The sequence below is a fragment of the Corynebacterium sp. NPDC060344 genome, assembly GCF_042725215.1.
GTDB lineage: Bacteria > Actinomycetota > Actinomycetes > Mycobacteriales > Mycobacteriaceae > Corynebacterium.
Map to the genome: position 1 here is coordinate 17,059 of NZ_JBHXCS010000009.1, position 14,396 is coordinate 31,454.

13 protein-coding genes are annotated in these 14,396 nt (G+C 72.0%); 5 read left to right on the forward strand and 8 right to left on the reverse strand.

The annotated features are described in order from the left end of the window. Nucleotides 1-15: 15 nt before the first annotated feature. The 6 genes from ACFWGD_RS10660 to ACFWGD_RS10685 form a co-directional block, all read right to left on the reverse strand. Nucleotides 16-591 carry a class I SAM-dependent methyltransferase gene (locus tag ACFWGD_RS10660; RefSeq protein WP_377778680.1) on the reverse strand — a complete coding sequence of 192 codons (576 nt, stop codon included), beginning with the start codon at nt 589-591 and terminating at the stop codon, nt 16-18. After that, complete coding sequence (locus ACFWGD_RS10665; protein WP_377778681.1) at nt 588-1,475, reverse strand: PIG-L deacetylase family protein; 888 nt, start codon at nt 1,473-1,475, stop codon at nt 588-590. Before ACFWGD_RS10665 ends, ACFWGD_RS10660 begins: the two co-directional genes overlap by 4 nt. Then, a complete protein-coding gene (locus ACFWGD_RS10670) occupies nt 1,472-2,455 on the reverse strand; it encodes an acyl-CoA dehydrogenase (protein ID WP_377778682.1) in 984 nt (327 codons plus the stop codon). Before ACFWGD_RS10670 ends, ACFWGD_RS10665 begins: the two co-directional genes overlap by 4 nt. Further along, entirely contained in the window at nt 2,452-4,596 is a 2,145-nt protein-coding gene (locus ACFWGD_RS10675) for a catalase (RefSeq protein ID WP_377778734.1), read from the reverse strand. The genes ACFWGD_RS10670 and ACFWGD_RS10675 overlap by 4 nt, the downstream gene beginning before the upstream one ends. A 321-nt stretch (nt 4,597-4,917) precedes the next feature. Further along, complete coding sequence (locus ACFWGD_RS10680; protein ID WP_377778683.1) at nt 4,918-5,538, reverse strand: HPP family protein; 621 nt, start codon at nt 5,536-5,538, stop codon at nt 4,918-4,920. Nucleotides 5,539-5,563: 25 nt separating this feature from the next. Further along, nucleotides 5,564-6,850: an ROK family protein gene (locus ACFWGD_RS10685; RefSeq protein ID WP_377778684.1), complete on the reverse strand. Its 1,287-nt coding sequence runs from the start codon at nt 6,848-6,850 to the stop codon at nt 5,564-5,566. 187 nt (nt 6,851-7,037) lie between these two features. Between ACFWGD_RS10685 and ACFWGD_RS10690 the strand changes: the two genes are divergently transcribed. Together ACFWGD_RS10690 and ACFWGD_RS10695 are read left to right on the forward strand one after the other, a co-directional pair. After that, nucleotides 7,038-7,337: an RNA-binding S4 domain-containing protein gene (locus ACFWGD_RS10690; protein WP_377778685.1), complete on the forward strand. Its 300-nt coding sequence runs from the start codon at nt 7,038-7,040 to the stop codon at nt 7,335-7,337. Between the two features lie 480 nt (nt 7,338-7,817). Continuing rightward, complete coding sequence (locus tag ACFWGD_RS10695) at nt 7,818-8,702, forward strand: VOC family protein (protein ID WP_377778686.1); 885 nt, start codon at nt 7,818-7,820, stop codon at nt 8,700-8,702. A 99-nt stretch (nt 8,703-8,801) separates the two neighbouring features. On the opposite strand, the gene ACFWGD_RS10700 is transcribed toward ACFWGD_RS10695, so the two are convergent. Together ACFWGD_RS10700 and ACFWGD_RS10705 are read right to left on the reverse strand one after the other, a co-directional pair. After that, the gene (locus ACFWGD_RS10700) at nt 8,802-10,127 is read right to left on the reverse strand and encodes an isocitrate/isopropylmalate family dehydrogenase (protein ID WP_377778687.1); all 1,326 of its coding nucleotides are present in this window, start codon (nt 10,125-10,127) and stop codon (nt 8,802-8,804) included. A gap of 167 nt (nt 10,128-10,294) precedes the next feature. Then, nucleotides 10,295-10,945 carry a thiamine biosynthesis protein gene (locus ACFWGD_RS10705; RefSeq protein ID WP_377778688.1) on the reverse strand — a complete coding sequence of 217 codons (651 nt, stop codon included), beginning with the start codon at nt 10,943-10,945 and terminating at the stop codon, nt 10,295-10,297. 268 nt (nt 10,946-11,213) lie between these two features. Here ACFWGD_RS10705 and ACFWGD_RS10710 point away from each other — a divergent pair, with 268 nt between their 5' ends. The 3 genes from ACFWGD_RS10710 (at nt 11,214) to ACFWGD_RS10720 (ending at nt 14,388) form a co-directional block, all read left to right on the forward strand. Continuing rightward, the gene (locus ACFWGD_RS10710; RefSeq protein WP_377778689.1) at nt 11,214-12,326 is read left to right on the forward strand and encodes a hemin ABC transporter substrate-binding protein; all 1,113 of its coding nucleotides are present in this window, start codon (nt 11,214-11,216) and stop codon (nt 12,324-12,326) included. A 143-nt stretch (nt 12,327-12,469) separates the two neighbouring features. Continuing rightward, nucleotides 12,470-13,543: a FecCD family ABC transporter permease gene (locus tag ACFWGD_RS10715; RefSeq protein WP_377778735.1), complete on the forward strand. Its 1,074-nt coding sequence runs from the start codon at nt 12,470-12,472 to the stop codon at nt 13,541-13,543. Then, nucleotides 13,540-14,388 carry an ABC transporter ATP-binding protein gene (locus tag ACFWGD_RS10720; protein ID WP_377778690.1) on the forward strand — a complete coding sequence of 283 codons (849 nt, stop codon included), beginning with the start codon at nt 13,540-13,542 and terminating at the stop codon, nt 14,386-14,388. The genes ACFWGD_RS10715 and ACFWGD_RS10720 overlap by 4 nt, the downstream gene beginning before the upstream one ends. Nucleotides 14,389-14,396 lie beyond the last annotated feature (8 nt).

Below are 14,396 nucleotides of genomic sequence, written 5' to 3' on the forward strand. Positions count from 1 at the left end.
CCCGCTCGGCGCAGATCAGCGCAGCCGCAGCACGCCGATGCGGAAATCCGCCTCGGTCCACGTGCCGATGACGTCGAGACGTTCCATCGCCGCGAGCCGCCCGTGCACGCCATCGCCGTCGAGCTCCATGCCCTCGATCGGGTGGCGCCAGTGCACGGCGACGATGTCGGCGCCGGGTTCTGCCTGGTCAAGAAGCTTGTCGACGGCCACCTCCAGCCCCTCCGCCGGCAGATAATAGAGGACCTCCGACAACACGATCAGGTCGATCGCCTCGCCGGGCAGGGGCGCGGACTCCCCGAGGACGGCGTCGCGCACGGTGACGTGGTCCGGGGTGCGCTCGTCGGCGGCGGTGCGGGGAGCTGCGATGGGCTCCCACGCCTCGACGGCGTCGCAAAGCCGCGCGAGATCGGCGGTGAGCACCCCGATGGAACAGCCCGGCTCCAGCGCGCGGCGGTAGCGGCGGCGGGGCAGGGCCGCCAGCGTCAGGTCGTACTTGCGGCGCTCGTAGTCGCTGGTCTCGAAGCCCCACGGGTCGGGCCCGCTGGCGTAGATGCCCTCGAAGTAGTCGCGGTCCATGTAGTCCCTGCTCACGGCGTGAACACCCACTCGTCGCCGAGGAAGAAGCGCTCGACCACGGCTTCCGGCAGGATCACCGTCGCATCCGGCGCATCGGACTGGGGCGCCAACTGCGACGCATGCGCCGCCAGCGCCCGGCGCTTGTGGGCGAAGGCATCGGCGACGATGTCGGCGTGGCTCTTTTTGGCACCACTGTCACCGCCCATCACCCCGACCAGGTGCGACAGTCCCACGCGCCGCAACCGCGCCCACGGCACGTCGGGGTCGCCGGGCTTGGCCCAGTGCCACATCCACACGGGGAACTCGAGCAGGGACACGGCCGCGCCGGACCCGTCGCCGCCGCCCCGGCGCCCCTCCCACCAGCGGCGCACCGACTCGGCGCACACGTGATGGTCGGGATGCCCGTCGCCGGACCACGTCACCGCCACCGTCGCCGGCTCCAGCTCGTCGAGCGCGGGGTGCAGCGCGGCGTCGACCGCCGTCGCGTCGAGCCCGCCATCGGGCAAGCCCAGCATCCGCAGGTCGATCCCGAGCTCGCGCGCGCCGTCCTCGCATTCCGCTTGACGACGGCCCCTCATCTCCCCCTCGGCCACCTCCCCCGGGTGCGACGCGGCGCCATCGGAGACGCAGACGACCACATCGGAAGTGAGCGCCCCGGAACCATCCGCGCCCGGCGTGACCTCGGCCAACGCCTCCGCCGACCTCGCCGAGCGGGCGGCCATGGTCGCACCGAGGCCGAGGACCTCATCATCGGGGTGAGGGGCGACGACGACCAGGCGGCCGGCGTCCAGCGCAATCGCCGGAGCGGGGTGCTCGGCCAGCGCCTCGCGCCACTGGCCGGCAGTGGTCACTCCGGCGTCATCGGTGGCCGCCAGCCGCGGCCCGTTGGGAACGCTCATCGTTCGCCGCCCTTTGCGCCGCCGTCTCCGTCTTCGTCCCCGTCCCCGGCGGCATCATCCGCCGCCAACCTCAGTTCGCCGAGCCACTGCTCGTCGCGTTCGGCGTGGCACTGCCGCGTGTAGACGGCGACATCGGCGAACCTCTGCGCCACCTCGGAGTCATGGGCCAGCGGCCCCGCGCCGATCGCCCGGCCGACGTGGTCCATGACGTCGGCGCACATGCGGTCGGCCATCGTCCGCACCCGCAGCGCGCGGATCCGTGCGGCATCGGCATCGTCGGGGCTCGCGTCGATCTCGTGCGCGGCTCCGATGATCATCCACCGCGCCGCCGACAACGCCGCGTCCACCGCTCCAAGATGCGCCAGGGCGTGGGGCTTGCCGTGGCGGGATGCGGTGCGGGCCAGGACGTCGTAAAGCCCCGCGACCCCGCCCAGCCAGCACGCCGCGACGCCGATGCCGCCGTGCCAGAAACCGGCGCGATCGAGATAATCGCGCGGCCCGCCGACCGTGACGGCCGGCACCGAATCGAACGTGACCTCCCCGGTGTCCGTGGCCGCCATGCCGGCGTTGACCCACTTGTCCGCCGTGCCGGTCACGCCGGGATGGCGCAGGTCGGCGGCGAACAGGCGCGGCTCGCCGTCGACGCGGGCGGTGACCAGCGCATGCGTGCACCGGCCGACGCCCGAACACCACGGCTTCACGCCGTCGAGGAGCCAGGCGCCGGAAGCTGCAGGGTCGCGCCGGGCCTCGAGCACCGGGTGCGGCGGCTCGGCGGCCCACACGCCCCAGAACTCGCCGTCGGCGACGCGGCGGCCGTCGCCGATCTCGGCGAGGATCGCGTCGGCGTCGTGGTCGGCCTCCGCCAATCGGCCCTCCGACACGTCCGCGCGGCAGCCCTCCCACAGGGCGAGGAACCGCGCGGCCGTGTCGCCCGAACCGGGCAGCGGCAGGGTGGTGCGGTGGTGCGGGGTCCGGCTCACGCTCGATCCCACACCCGGTGCTCCGGCATGAGCTTGAGCAGCGACTTCAGCGCCTTCGCACCCGAGTCGGCCATGACGATGCCCGGCGCCTTCGCGTCGACGTGGCGCTTGACCAGCTTCTGCCCGTCGCCGAAGGCCGCGATGGCCTTCAGGTGGCGGAACGCCTCGCCCAGCAGCACGGCGATCTCCGGGGCATCGACGTCGGCCGCGGCGATGACCGCGTCGAACTCGATGGACCGGGTGTTGAACGTCGTGCGCTGCACCACGGGACCCGAGGCTGTGCCCGAGCCGCCGCCGTTCTTCTTCGTGCCCAGGCGCCCGGCGTGGTCGGCAATGACCAGCGGCACCATGCCCGCCTCGTCGATGCCCGTGATCAGCTTCTCCAGGGCCTTCGCGTCGGTGGTGTCATCGGCGATGATGCCCACCTGGCGGCCGTCCAGCGGGAACGGGCCGCGGATCTGCGACAGCGCCGGCGACGGCTCGGGCTCCGGAAGATCCTTCACCGGCTCCGGCGCCGGCAGCCCCAGGCCCGTGGCCACCGATTCGGCCAGCTCCTGGTCGATGTGCGCCAGAACCTCGGCGACCACGCGGCGGCGGATGGTCTCGTCGAAGCACTTGGACAGCTCGAAGGTGTAGGCGTCGATCATGTGGTCGCGCTCGACGTCGGAAAGCGACTTCCAGAACAGGCGGGGCTGCGAGAAATGATCGTGGAAGCTCGCCGGCTTCTCGCGCGTCTTGATCGCGTCGGCGATCTCCTGCGGCACCTCGATGTAGCCGCCCGCGGTCTCCGGGTCGGCGAGGAAGGGGCAGCCGCCGTCGACGGAATTCGGGTGGTACGCGCTGGCCCCGCCCGGCACCGCATGCTGGCCGAAACCGTCGCGCTGCATGTCGTTGACCGGCGCATGCGGCCGGTTGATGGGCAGCTGCGTGAAGTTCGGCCCGCCCAGGCGGTGCATTTGCGTGTCCTTGTAGGAAAACAGGCGTCCCTGCAGCAGCGGATCGTTGGTGGTCTCGATGCCCGGGACCATGTTCGACGGGCAGAAGCCCACCTGCTCGGTCTCTGCGAAGTAGTTCGTCGGATTGCCGTTGAGGGTCATCGTGCCGATGATCTCCACCGGCGCGAGCTCCTCCGGCACCAGCTTCGTCGGGTCGAGCAGGTCGATGCCCTCGAAGGTCTCCTCCGGGGTGTCCGGGAACACCTGCACGCCCAGGTCCCACTCGGGGAAGGCGCCGGCCTCGATGGCGTCGGCCAGGTCGCGGCGGTGCAGGTCCGGGTCGGCGCCGCCGGAGAGCTGCGCCTCCTCCCACAGCTGCGAGTGGACGCCGAGCTTCGGCTTCCAGTGGAACTTCACCAGCGACGTCTCGCCGGCGTCGTTGATCAGGCGGAAGGTGTGGACGCCGAAGCCCTCCATCATCCGGTACGAGCGCGGGATGCCGCGGTCGGACATGTTCCACATCGTGTGGAACGTCGTCTCGGTGTGCAGCGACACGAAGTCCCAGAAGGTGTCGTGCGCCGACTGCGCCTGCGGGATCTCGCGGTCCATCTGCGGCTTCACGGAGTGCACGACGTCCGGGAACTTGATGCCGTCCTGGATGAAGAACACCGGGATGTTGTTGCCCACCAGATCGTGGTTGCCCTCGTCGGTGTAGAATTTCACCGCGAAACCGCGGGTGTCCCTGGCGGTGTCGATGGAACCGCGGAAGCCGGCGACCGTCGAAAAGCGCACGAAGACCGGGGTTTCCGCGCCCTCCTTGAGAAAGCCCGCGCGCGTGATCTTGGCGGCCTTGCCATTGGAGCGGAACACGCCGTGCGCGCCGGCGCCGCGGGCGTGGACCACGCGCTCCGGGATGCGCTCGCGGTCGAAGTGCTGCAGCTTCTCCTGGAAGTGGTGGTCCTGCAGCAGCACCGGGCCGCGGGCGCCGGCCTTGAGCGAGTGGTCGGTCTCGGCGCGGCGGACGCCCTGCGGGGTGGTCAGGTACTCGCCCTGCTGCGCGAAGTCGGGGCGGTCGGCGTGGACCGGGCAGCCGGTGGGCGTTGCCGGCTTCGGCGAGGTCTGGTCGTCCTTCGGCGGCAGCGGCGCACGAGGGTCGGTCGGCTCGGCGTAGGCGGCGGGCTCGGGGCCGGGGACGCCCGGGCGCATGGCCGCGGGGTCGTGGGCGGGGGCCTTCTTCTTGGGCTTGGGCTCGGCCTTGTTCTTGGCCTGAACCTTCTTGGGCTTGGCCTGCGCCTTCTTGTTCTTCTTCTTGCGGTCGTTGCTGGCGGACACGTCGATCACCGTCGCTTCCGGAGTCGGGGCTGGTTCGCCGCCGGTCCCGCATCCGCGAGGTGAACGGGACTTACGGCCTGTGGGCGCCAGCGTAGACCCGTTCACGGTTTCGGGTGGCAAACTTCCCTGGGTTGTTGCCCGGCCGTTGCTTTGCGACGCCCACCGCCCCGCCCCCTCACGACGGTGCGGGAGGGGTCACCACCAGTAGGCGGGGTACTGCAGGCGTCGGACCCGGTTGGCCACGAGCCCGGCGGTGATCACCATGACGCCCGAGGCCATGAGCACGAGCATGAAGCGGGCGGGGAACTCCGGCGGCAGCGTGACCACCAGCATGGCGGTGGCCGCGCCGGGCGAGTGTGCGCAGCGCAGCAGCAGCATGACGCCGAAGGCCACGCCCGCGGCGAGCCCGCCGACCAGCACCGATCCGCCGAACCACGCGGCCAGCGCCAGGCCGATGATGCCGCCGATGAAGTGGCCCAGCATCACGTTGCGCGGCTGCGCCAGCGGCAGGTCGGGGCCGCCGACGATGAGTGCCGCGGTGGCGGCCATCGGCGGGATGAGCAGCGCCAGGTGGGTGGCGTCGGCGGCGGCGCCGAGTATGAGCAGCGGCAGCGTCACCGCAACGGTGGCGGTGAGGATGTGCAGCAGCGGCGGCCGCTCCGGCGACTTGGACGCGAACGTGGCGAAGGCGGCGGCGACCCGGTTGGTGCGCCTCGGGGGCCGGCTGTGGCTGCCGTCGGTGTCCGGCACTCCCCAGTCGGTGCCGTGCGACGGCGGGTTCGCCGCCGGCGACGGTCCAGCGTTTTCCTCGGACATGGGCGCCAATTGTGCCGGACGCGGCTCAGGCGAGGCTCAGCGGGTCGGTGTGCAGGGGGTCGAGTGCCACGGCGCGGGCGGCGTCGCGGGTGATGGTTCCGCGGGCGCGGGAGACGCGGATGTCGCGGCGCACCGGGGAGTTCGCGGCGATGGTCCGGGCGGTGACGCGCAGGCCAACGGCATCGTCCGTGAACGCCGCGCCAGCGAGGATGACGTGGGCGGGATCGACGATGTCGGCGACGCCGGCCACCGCCAGCCCCAGCAGCCGCGCGCGCTCGTCGAGGATGGCGCGGGCGGTGGCGTCAGAGTTCGCGGCGGCGATGAGCTCGGCGATCGTGCCCGCGCGCACGCCGTGCTCGCGGGCGGAGGCGAGCACGCCGGTCGAGCCGACGGCCTCGCGCAGCGTCGCGCCCCCGAGCAGATCGCTTTCCGACGGCCGCAGGTGGCTGATCGAGCCATCCCCGTGCGCGGGGCGATGCACCGCGCCATCGACCGTCCACGCCAGGCCGATGAGCTCGCGGGCGTAGAAGTACAGGGAGGTCGGCAAGTGCCCGCCGCCGGGGCGCAGCGGAGTGGCGGCCAGCTCGGACGCGGCCATGGCCGCAACGTCGGGGGCGGCGAGGGCGGGGAGGCCGAGACCGTCGGAAAGCAGCCCGACCAGGTCCGTCTTGCCCCACCCGTACGACCGCGACGTCACCGAGCCATCCGCGGCGACATGGCCCGACAGGGCGGCGCCGACCGTGCGCAGCGGGCGCGCGATGCCCGTGCGCAGGCGGTGGATGCCCGCGATGATCGAATCGATGGCCTCGTCCGGGCCCAGCGCGTCCAGCGGCAGATCCAGATCCGTCTCGCGCAGGACGCGGCCGACCGTGTCGAAGATGGCGATGTGCGTCGTGCGCAGCCCCAAATGCGCGCCCACGTGCAGCCACGGCGACTTCGCCGGGGCCAGCGGCGTGCGCGGGCGGCCCGTGCCGGTGCCCGTGATCAGGTCGGGGCGCTCCTCGACCAGGCCCGCGTCGATGAGCGCCGTGACCCCGCGCGCCACCGTCGGCTGCGACAGGCCCGTCGACGCCGCCAACTCGGGGCGCGTGATCGGCCACTGCAGGCGGATCTGGTGATGCAGCCGGGCCGCCGGCGACGTGGGCAGGCGGAACGCGGCGGTCGGGTCGATGTCGGCGACCGGCAGCGTCGTTACCGGGGCGTGGGTGGTCAGGGTCGGTGCCGTCGACGATGCGGCGCCGGTGTTCCCGGTGGACGCGGCCGTGGCGTCGGCGGGGAAGGCGCTGAGTGTCGTGGAGACGGCGGAAGACATGGCCCTCATCTTTGAATAGACCGAACGGTCTGTCAACTTCCGACACGGCGGCAAGGGGTGGAACTGCGCGTTTGGTTGATGGGCAAACAAGTTCCCGCAAATACGAACCGGGTGGTCTACTTATCGGCGCCGGCGCCTGCTCGGCCGTGTGTCGCTCGCGGCCCGAAAAGCGTGCCATGCTGGGGGCATGGAACCTTATGATGTCGCCATCCGCGACGAGTCCATCCGTCTGGGCCAGTTCCTGAAGCTGGCCAACCTCGTCGAGACCGGTGGCCTGGCCAAGGAGGTCATCGCCGAGGGGCAGGTCGAGGTCAACGGGGAGGTCGACACTCGCCGCGGCCGCCAGCTGCACCCGGGCGACGTCGTGTCCGTCGCCGGTGCCGCCGCCCGCGTCGCGCGCCCGGAGGACATCGACGACGACTACTTCGACGAGGCCACCGCCGACGACGATTTCGATCCGGAGAAGTGGCGCAACGTCCAGGTCTAGGCGGCGACCTCTCCTGTTCGCCGCCACCGTCCCGGATCAACCCCGATAAACCGTTGGTGGCACCCCATCGATTCAATTTCGTCCCGTACGTGGCTCGTTCCAGGGGGACGTACGGGCTGAGATTGAAGAATCGAGGGGCCAAAAGTTCAATCTCATCCCGTGCGTGGCTCGTTCGACGGCCACGCACGGGACGTTATTGAATAGGTCCCTCTCAGGTTCTCCCCGCAGTCCGTTCCGGCTTGCTTGACGACGGTTACCGCGTCCTTGACCAGCGAAAACGTAAAATCGGCGCTGTGTGTCCCGCAGCGCCGTCGGCCGGTGCCGGAGTACGCGTGGCGGGAGTCGACGCGGCTGCGGGCCGTGTACGCGTGGCGGATGTCCCCACGGCTGCGGGCCGTGTGCGGCGGGGCCTCCGGTAGCATGGCCCGACGTGCGCGAACCCCCGCGCAGATGTGTCTGCAGTACCCGTGGAGGATCCTCATGCCCGCTTTCCCCGCCGAGTTCGGAATGCCCGTCCGCGTCGATCTGGTCTCCAGCGCTCCCCGCAAGTCGGAGCGGTTCTACCGCGAGCTGATGGGGTGGGAGTTCGCGGCGGCCGGCGAGGGCGAGGGCCGTCGTGTGGCCAAGCTGATGGGCATGCCGGTGTCGGTGCTTTTCGGCGCCGATCAGGCCAGCGATCAGGCCGCTGACCAGGCTGATTCCGCCGCGGCCGCGACCGCCGACCAGTGGCGCGTCAACTTCCACGTCGACGATGTTGCGGCCGTCGTGGAGAAGGCCCGCGGCCTGGGCGCCGACGTCGTCCGCGAGCCGGTGGCGCTGGTCGACGGTGGCGCGATGGCGGTCATCGTCGATCCGGCCGGCGCGCTGGTGGGCCTGCTGGAGCAGCCGGGCGAGCAGGCGTTCGTCGCGGCGGGCGAGCCGGGCGCCCCGGTGTGGTTCGAGCTCATCGCCGGCGATGTCGGGGGTTTCGATGACGTCGTGTCCTTCTACCACGAGCTTTTCGGCTGGGAGGTCGCCGTGCGCGCCCGCACCGAGCAGGGCGTTTACGCCATCGCGATGGAGGCCGGCGCGCCGTTCGCGGGTCTCGTCGCAGGTCCGCAGGCCGCGGGCCCGGGCGACCAGGGTTCCTTCACCGGTTGGCTCGCGTACCTCGGCGTGGAGAACATCGGCCAGGCCGTCCTGCGCACGCAGGAGCTCGGCGGCGAGGTGCTCGTTCCCGTGCAGGACACCGAGTTCGGCCCGCTGGCCACGATCGCCGATCCTTCCGGTGCGACGACGGTCCTGTGCGAGGTCCCGCTGCCGCCGGAGGATGACGCCCGCGAGTCCGATCCGCTGCAGAGCATCGATCTCAGCCAGTTCCAGTAGCCCCGCCCGGCTAACCCACCTCGAATGACTTAACCCACCCGTCATACCGGGTGGGTTAGGACATTCCGGGTGGGTTTGCGGCTGTTGAGGGCGGTTGCTTTACGACGTCCCGGCCACCCCATCGCGAACCGCCGCCGCGAAGCCCGCCGTGGTGTTGGTCCCGCCGAGATCGGGTGTCGGATCCTCGCGCAGCGTGGTGATGACGGCCCTGCGCAGGCGCGATGCAGCGTCGCGCAGGTCGGCGGCGCCGTCCGGGGTCGTCGCCTCGTTTGCTGCCGCTCCCGCCGTCCCGGGTGCCGTTGTTCTTTCCGTCGCAGTCTTGTCCGCGAGGTGCTCGGCGCACATCGCGGCCGACAGCAAGAATGCCGCCGGATTGGCGATGCCCCGTCCCGCGATGTCCGGCGCCGACCCGTGCACGGGCTCGAACACGGCGTGATCTGCGCCGATGTTGCCCGACGACGGCAGGCCCAGGCCACCCATGAGTCCGGCGCCGACGTCGGAAAGCATGTCGCCGAGCAGATTCTCGGCGGCGATGACGTCGAAACTGCGCGGCGAGGTGATCATCCGCATGGCCACGGCGTCGGCGTTGGCGATCTCGAATTCGACGCCGGGGAATTCGGCGGCGACCTCGTCGACGGCGTCGCGGATGATCGCCCCGGATTCGCGCAGGATGTTCGGCTTGTCGGCCACCGTCACGCGCCGCAGCGACGGGTCGGCCGCCCGGCCGGTGAGGGCCGCGGAGGTGCGGAGGAGCCGTCGCCAAGCAAAAGCCGTGGTCACACGCAGGGCGACTGCCGTGTCGGCGGGCGTGGAGCGGGTCACCGTGGGGTCGTGCTTGACGACGTCCCACAGCCCCGCACAATCGGCGCCGCGCATGGAGAAATCGTGGGAGTAGAGGCCCTCGGTGTTCTCGCGGACGACGGTGAAACCGAAGCGGGGGGTAGCTTGCGGGGTGGTGGTGTCACGGGCGGTGGCGCCCAGCAGGTCCTCGACGGGGCGGACGTTGGCGAAGAGGTCCAGGCGCTGGCGCAGCTGCAAGACCGGGGAGCGGTAGGTGAGCCCGGTGCCGCGGAGGTGGGCGGCGAGTTCGGCGTCGGCCTCGCGGGCGGGCTTGGAGGTGATCGCCGCCATGAGCGCGGCGTCGGCGTTCTCGAGCGCGCGCCACGTGGCCGCGGGGACGGGATCGCCGTCGGCGCACCACCGCTGCCAACCGATCGCTGCGTCCGTGAAATCCCAGGTGGGGAAGGCCGCCGCGAGCACCGGCCGGCAGGCGTCGACGATCTCCGGGCCGATGCCGTCGCCGGGCAGCAGCACAATCGAGTGGCGGCGAGGCGTGTCGGCGGAGGGGGAGCTGGCGGCTCGAGTGGCGTCGGCGTCGGTGGAGATGGCGGCGGCTCGAGTGGGGTCGGCGGCGGCGGGGCTCATGCTGTCGAGCATAGGAGCGCCCGGATATCCGGTCCGGCGCGACGAAGAAATCGGGGTGAAGGGCACTAACTGCCGACGCTTCGGCCTTTTCGTTGCATCAAATCGCCGAAGCGTCGGCAGTTAGTGTCGTTCATGTCGGGGTTTGGCGGCCGCGGCGCCGCCAGTGGCTACTTCGCGAAGGTCACCGGCACGTCGACGATGTCTTCGAAGCCCTCGGAGTGATCGCCGAAGACCTTGAGGGTGCAGGAATCTGTGCGGCAATCGAGGTTCTCGCCGGCGGCCTTCGCGGTCAGCGAGACCGACGCCTCACCGTTCTCCGGCACCGGCTGCGAGCCGCCGCGGTTGGACAGCCACGCCTGGGTGCCCGGCACGGCGCGGTCGCCGGTGCAGGAGGGGGCGGGCGAACCCTCGGGACGGTCGCCGCAAATGCCCAGGTAGTAGCCACCGTAAGCGGGGTTGAGGCCGGAGAGGGTGATGGTGATCTCGGAGCCGTCCGCGATGTCCTGCGCCGGGGAGACCTGAGCGGTGACTCCGTTGGCGCTGGCCTCGGCGGTGGTGGCGGCATTGGCGCCGGTGGACTCGGTGGCGGAGGTGCTCTCCGCTGCGGCGGCCGAGGCAGTGGCAGAGGTGGTGGCGTCGGCGGAGGTCTCGGCGCCGGCATCGGCGGAAGCGTCACCGTCGCCGCCGGAGCAGGCGGCCAGCAGCGCGACGGCGGCGATGGCCGGGGCGGCGAGCAGTCCGCGACGCGCACGAGCGGCGCGGGAGACGCGGGAGGCGCGGGAAGTGCGGGCGGATCGGGCGGCGGCGGTGTTCTTCATTGGGTTCTCCTCGATGTGGTGTGACTTAAGCGACGCTCATGCTAACATCCACCGGCAAGGCAAGCCTAACTAAGCGTAGGCTGTGCATTTGTTGGGTGGGTCACGATTGAACCGCTGGTCCTTCACCTCGCTGTTGTCGTGGCCATCCACCGACCCGATACACCCGACCCGCTATATCCGACCCGCTACATCCACCTCGTTACATCGGCCCCGATACGCCCGGCCCGCCACATCCGATCCGATACAACCGACCCGATACAGGAGCCCCATGCCGACGTCACTGACCAGGCGCAATGGCGCCATCGCCGCCGCACTGGTGTGCCTGGTGCTCATCGCGGGGCTCATCGGCTGCGCGGGCCCGAACGCCAACGGCACGGAAGCGGGGGAGGGTGCCGCCGCCAACTCCGCCGCTTCCAACTCCGGCAACACCTCCGGCTCGAGCGACGCCAACTCCGCCGCCACCCCCGCCGGCCACGTCTCGGCGCAGCTGCCGCCGGCCGCGCCGGAGGTCCTCGTCGACGATCCGTCGCCGCAGCTGCCGGTGACCGTCGACTGGGACGGGACGCCGGTCGAGGTCGCCTCGGCCGAGCGCATCCTCACCCTCGACCGCGCCGGCGCGCTGTCCCGCATGGTGTGGGCGCTGGGCCTGGGCGATCGCCTGGTCGGCCGCGACACCGCCACCGACTTCCCTGGCGCCGCGGACCTCCCGCAGGTCACGCCGGGCGGCCACACGATCAACGCGGAGTCGATTCTCAAGTTGCGCCCGGACGTCATCATCACCGACGGCTCCATCGGCCCCTCGCGCGTCCTGGACACCGTCGCCGACGCCGGCATCGCCGTGGTCCGCATCCCCGACGAGCGCACGCCCGACACCATCGCCACCCTCGCCGAGCAGGTTACGACGACGGTGGGCCTGGGGCAGCACGCGGACGAGGTTGGGCGGGAGATCGTCGCAAAGCTCGACGCGGCCTCCCGCGACGCCCGCGACCGCGCCGACGGCCGCCGCATGATGGTGCTCTACCTGCGCGGCACCACCGTCGCGATGATCGCGGGCCCGGATTCCGGCGCGTCCGCACTGATCGAGCGCCTGGGCGGCACCGACGCCGCCGAAGGCCTGGGCATCGACGGCTCCTTCACGCCGCTGACGCCGGAGGCGCTGGTCAAGGCGGCGCCGGACACGGTGATCGTCATGAGCCACGGCCTCGACTCCATCGGAGGCCCCGCCGGCCTCGCCTCGCTGCCCGGTATGGCGCAGACGCCCGCGGGCAAGAGCACCAGCGTCCTCGACGTCCCCGATTCGCAGCTGCTGTCCTTCGGCCCCGACACCCCGCGCGTCGTCGCCGCGATGGCCGACGCGCTCTACGGGAAGGCGGGCTCATGACCTCCGTCCTGCCCGCCTCGACCGGTTCCGCTTTACGACGGCCCGCCGCCCCCGCCTCCGCCGCCTCTTCCGGTGGCGCCGCGGATTCCGGGCGCTCCGACGGCACCGCCCCCGTGACTCCCGCCCCCGTGACTCCCGCCGCCATGAACTCCGGCCCCACGACTTCCGGCCCCGACGGCATCGACCGTGCCGCGGCCGCCCGCCGCCGGAAGGCCGCCATCGTCCACGCCGTCCTCGCGGCGGCGCTGGTCGGGGCGGTGCTGTGGTCGGCGACGATCGGCCAGTTCGGCACGGGCGCGGTGGATTCGCTGAAGTCCATCATCGGCGCCGGCGGCGACGCCGACGTGGTGATGTGGCAGGTCCGCCTGCCCCGCATCGCCCTGGCGCTGCTCGTCGGCGCCGGCCTGGCCATCGCGGGCGTGGCGCTGCAGGCGGTGTTCGGCAATCCGCTGGCCGAACCCGGCCTGGTCGGCGTCTCCTCCGGCGCGGCCGTCGGCGCCGCCGCGGTGACCGTCGCCGGCGGTGCCGCGCTGCCCGCCGCCCTCGGCGCCGCGGCGGCGGACTGGGCGATCGCCGCCGGCGCCTTCGCGGGCGGGGCCATCGCCACCGCCATCGTCGCCGCCACCGCCCGCGGCGGCCGCGACGTCGCGCGCATCATCCTCGTCGGCGTCGCCGTCAACGCCGTGTGCGGCGGCCTGGTCTCCGGCATGACGTTCATCGCCGAGCCCGCCGCCCGCGACCGCATCGTCTTCTGGCAGATGGGCAGCTTCGCCGGCGGCGACTGGACCTCGGCGGCCATCGTCGCCGCCGTCACTTTCCCGGCCGCTGCGGTGATGTGGGCCCTGGCCCGGCGCCTGGACCTCCTCGGCCTGGGGGAGGCGCAGGCGGGTCATTTGGGCGTGGACGTCGTGAAGCTGCGGCGCATCGTCATCGTGCTGACGGCCCTGGTCGTGGCGGTGGGCGTCGCGTTTTCGGGCATCATCGTGTTCATCGGCCTGGTCGTGCCGCACGCGCTGCGGCTGATCCTCGGGCCCGGCCATTCGGCGCTGCTGCCGGCGTCGCTGCTCGGCGGCGCGCTGGAGGCCACGCTCGCCGACCTCGCCGCGCGCACGCTCGTCATCGGCGCCGACCTGCCGCTGGGCATGCTGACGTCCCTGGTCGGCGGCCCGCTGTTCTTCTGGCTGCTGCTGCGCGGCGGACGGGCGGTGCGGCGATGAGGGCCCCCGATCTCCGCGAGATCCTGCCCGCCGCGCCGGCGTCCGCGTCCGGTCAGGGCCTGGTCGCGCGGTCGGTGACGGTGCGCCGGGCGGGACGGGTGTTGCTTGACGACGTCCACCTCCGCGCATCCGCCGGCCGCGTCACCGCACTGGTCGGGCCGAATGGCGCAGGCAAGTCGACGCTGTTGTCGGCGCTGTCCGGCGACGATGCGCCGGAGGCCGGGACCGTCGCCTTCGATGGCGCGGACCTGCACCTCATGGCGATGGCTGACCGCGCCCGGGTGCGCGCCGTGCTGCCCCAATCGCACCCCGCGACCGTGCCGTTCACCGCCGGCGAGGTCATCGAATTCGGCCGCAGCCCGTGGGGCGAGCCGGACCCGGGGCTGCGCGCCCGCGTCGTCGCCGAATGCGACGTCGCGCATCTGCTCGACCGGCCCGTCACGGTCCTGTCCGGCGGCGAGCTCGCCCGCGTGCACTGCGCGCGGGTGCTCATGCAGGACACCCCCGTGCTGCTTTTCGACGAGCCCACCGCCGCCCTCGACCTGCGGCATGCCGAGTCGATGCTCGGGGTCATCGCCGGCCGGGCGCGCGCCGGGGCGGCCGTCGTCGTGGTGCTCCACGATCTGGCGGCAGCGGCGGCGCACGCCGACGACGTCATCGTCCTCGACGGTGGCCGCGTCGTCGCCGCCGGGCCACCGGCGCAGACGCTCACCGCCGAACTCATCGGCGAGGTCTACGGCCTCGACGTCGAAGTGCTGGCCGACTCCGGAGGTAATCCGGTGATCGTGCCGGTTCGTCGTCAAGCGAGAAACCAACCAACCAATCAACCGACAACCACCAGCTAGGAGGGGCG

Bases quoted from the DNA above. Each gene is read 5' to 3' on its own strand.
- ACFWGD_RS10705 (WP_377778688.1), bottom strand. From the start codon at position 10,945: ATGAAGAACACCGCCGCCGCCCGATCCGCCCGCACTTCCCGCGCCTCC.
- ACFWGD_RS10700 (WP_377778687.1), bottom strand. From the start codon at position 10,127: ATGAGCCCCGCCGCCGCCGACCCCACTCGAGCCGCCGCCATCTCCACC.
- ACFWGD_RS10665 (WP_377778681.1), bottom strand. From the start codon at position 1,475: ATGAGCGTTCCCAACGGGCCGCGGCTGGCGGCCACCGATGACGCCGGA.
- ACFWGD_RS10710 (WP_377778689.1), top strand. From the start codon at position 11,214: ATGCCGACGTCACTGACCAGGCGCAATGGCGCCATCGCCGCCGCACTG.
- ACFWGD_RS10695 (WP_377778686.1), top strand. From the start codon at position 7,818: ATGCCCGCTTTCCCCGCCGAGTTCGGAATGCCCGTCCGCGTCGATCTG.
- ACFWGD_RS10690 (WP_377778685.1), top strand. From the start codon at position 7,038: ATGGAACCTTATGATGTCGCCATCCGCGACGAGTCCATCCGTCTGGGC.
- ACFWGD_RS10715 (WP_377778735.1), top strand. From the start codon at position 12,470: ATGAACTCCGGCCCCACGACTTCCGGCCCCGACGGCATCGACCGTGCC.
- ACFWGD_RS10680 (WP_377778683.1), bottom strand. From the start codon at position 5,538: ATGTCCGAGGAAAACGCTGGACCGTCGCCGGCGGCGAACCCGCCGTCG.
- ACFWGD_RS10675 (WP_377778734.1), bottom strand. From the start codon at position 4,596: ATGCGCCCGGGCGTCCCCGGCCCCGAGCCCGCCGCCTACGCCGAGCCG.
- ACFWGD_RS10685 (WP_377778684.1), bottom strand. From the start codon at position 6,850: ATGTCTTCCGCCGTCTCCACGACACTCAGCGCCTTCCCCGCCGACGCC.
- ACFWGD_RS10720 (WP_377778690.1), top strand. From the start codon at position 13,540: ATGAGGGCCCCCGATCTCCGCGAGATCCTGCCCGCCGCGCCGGCGTCC.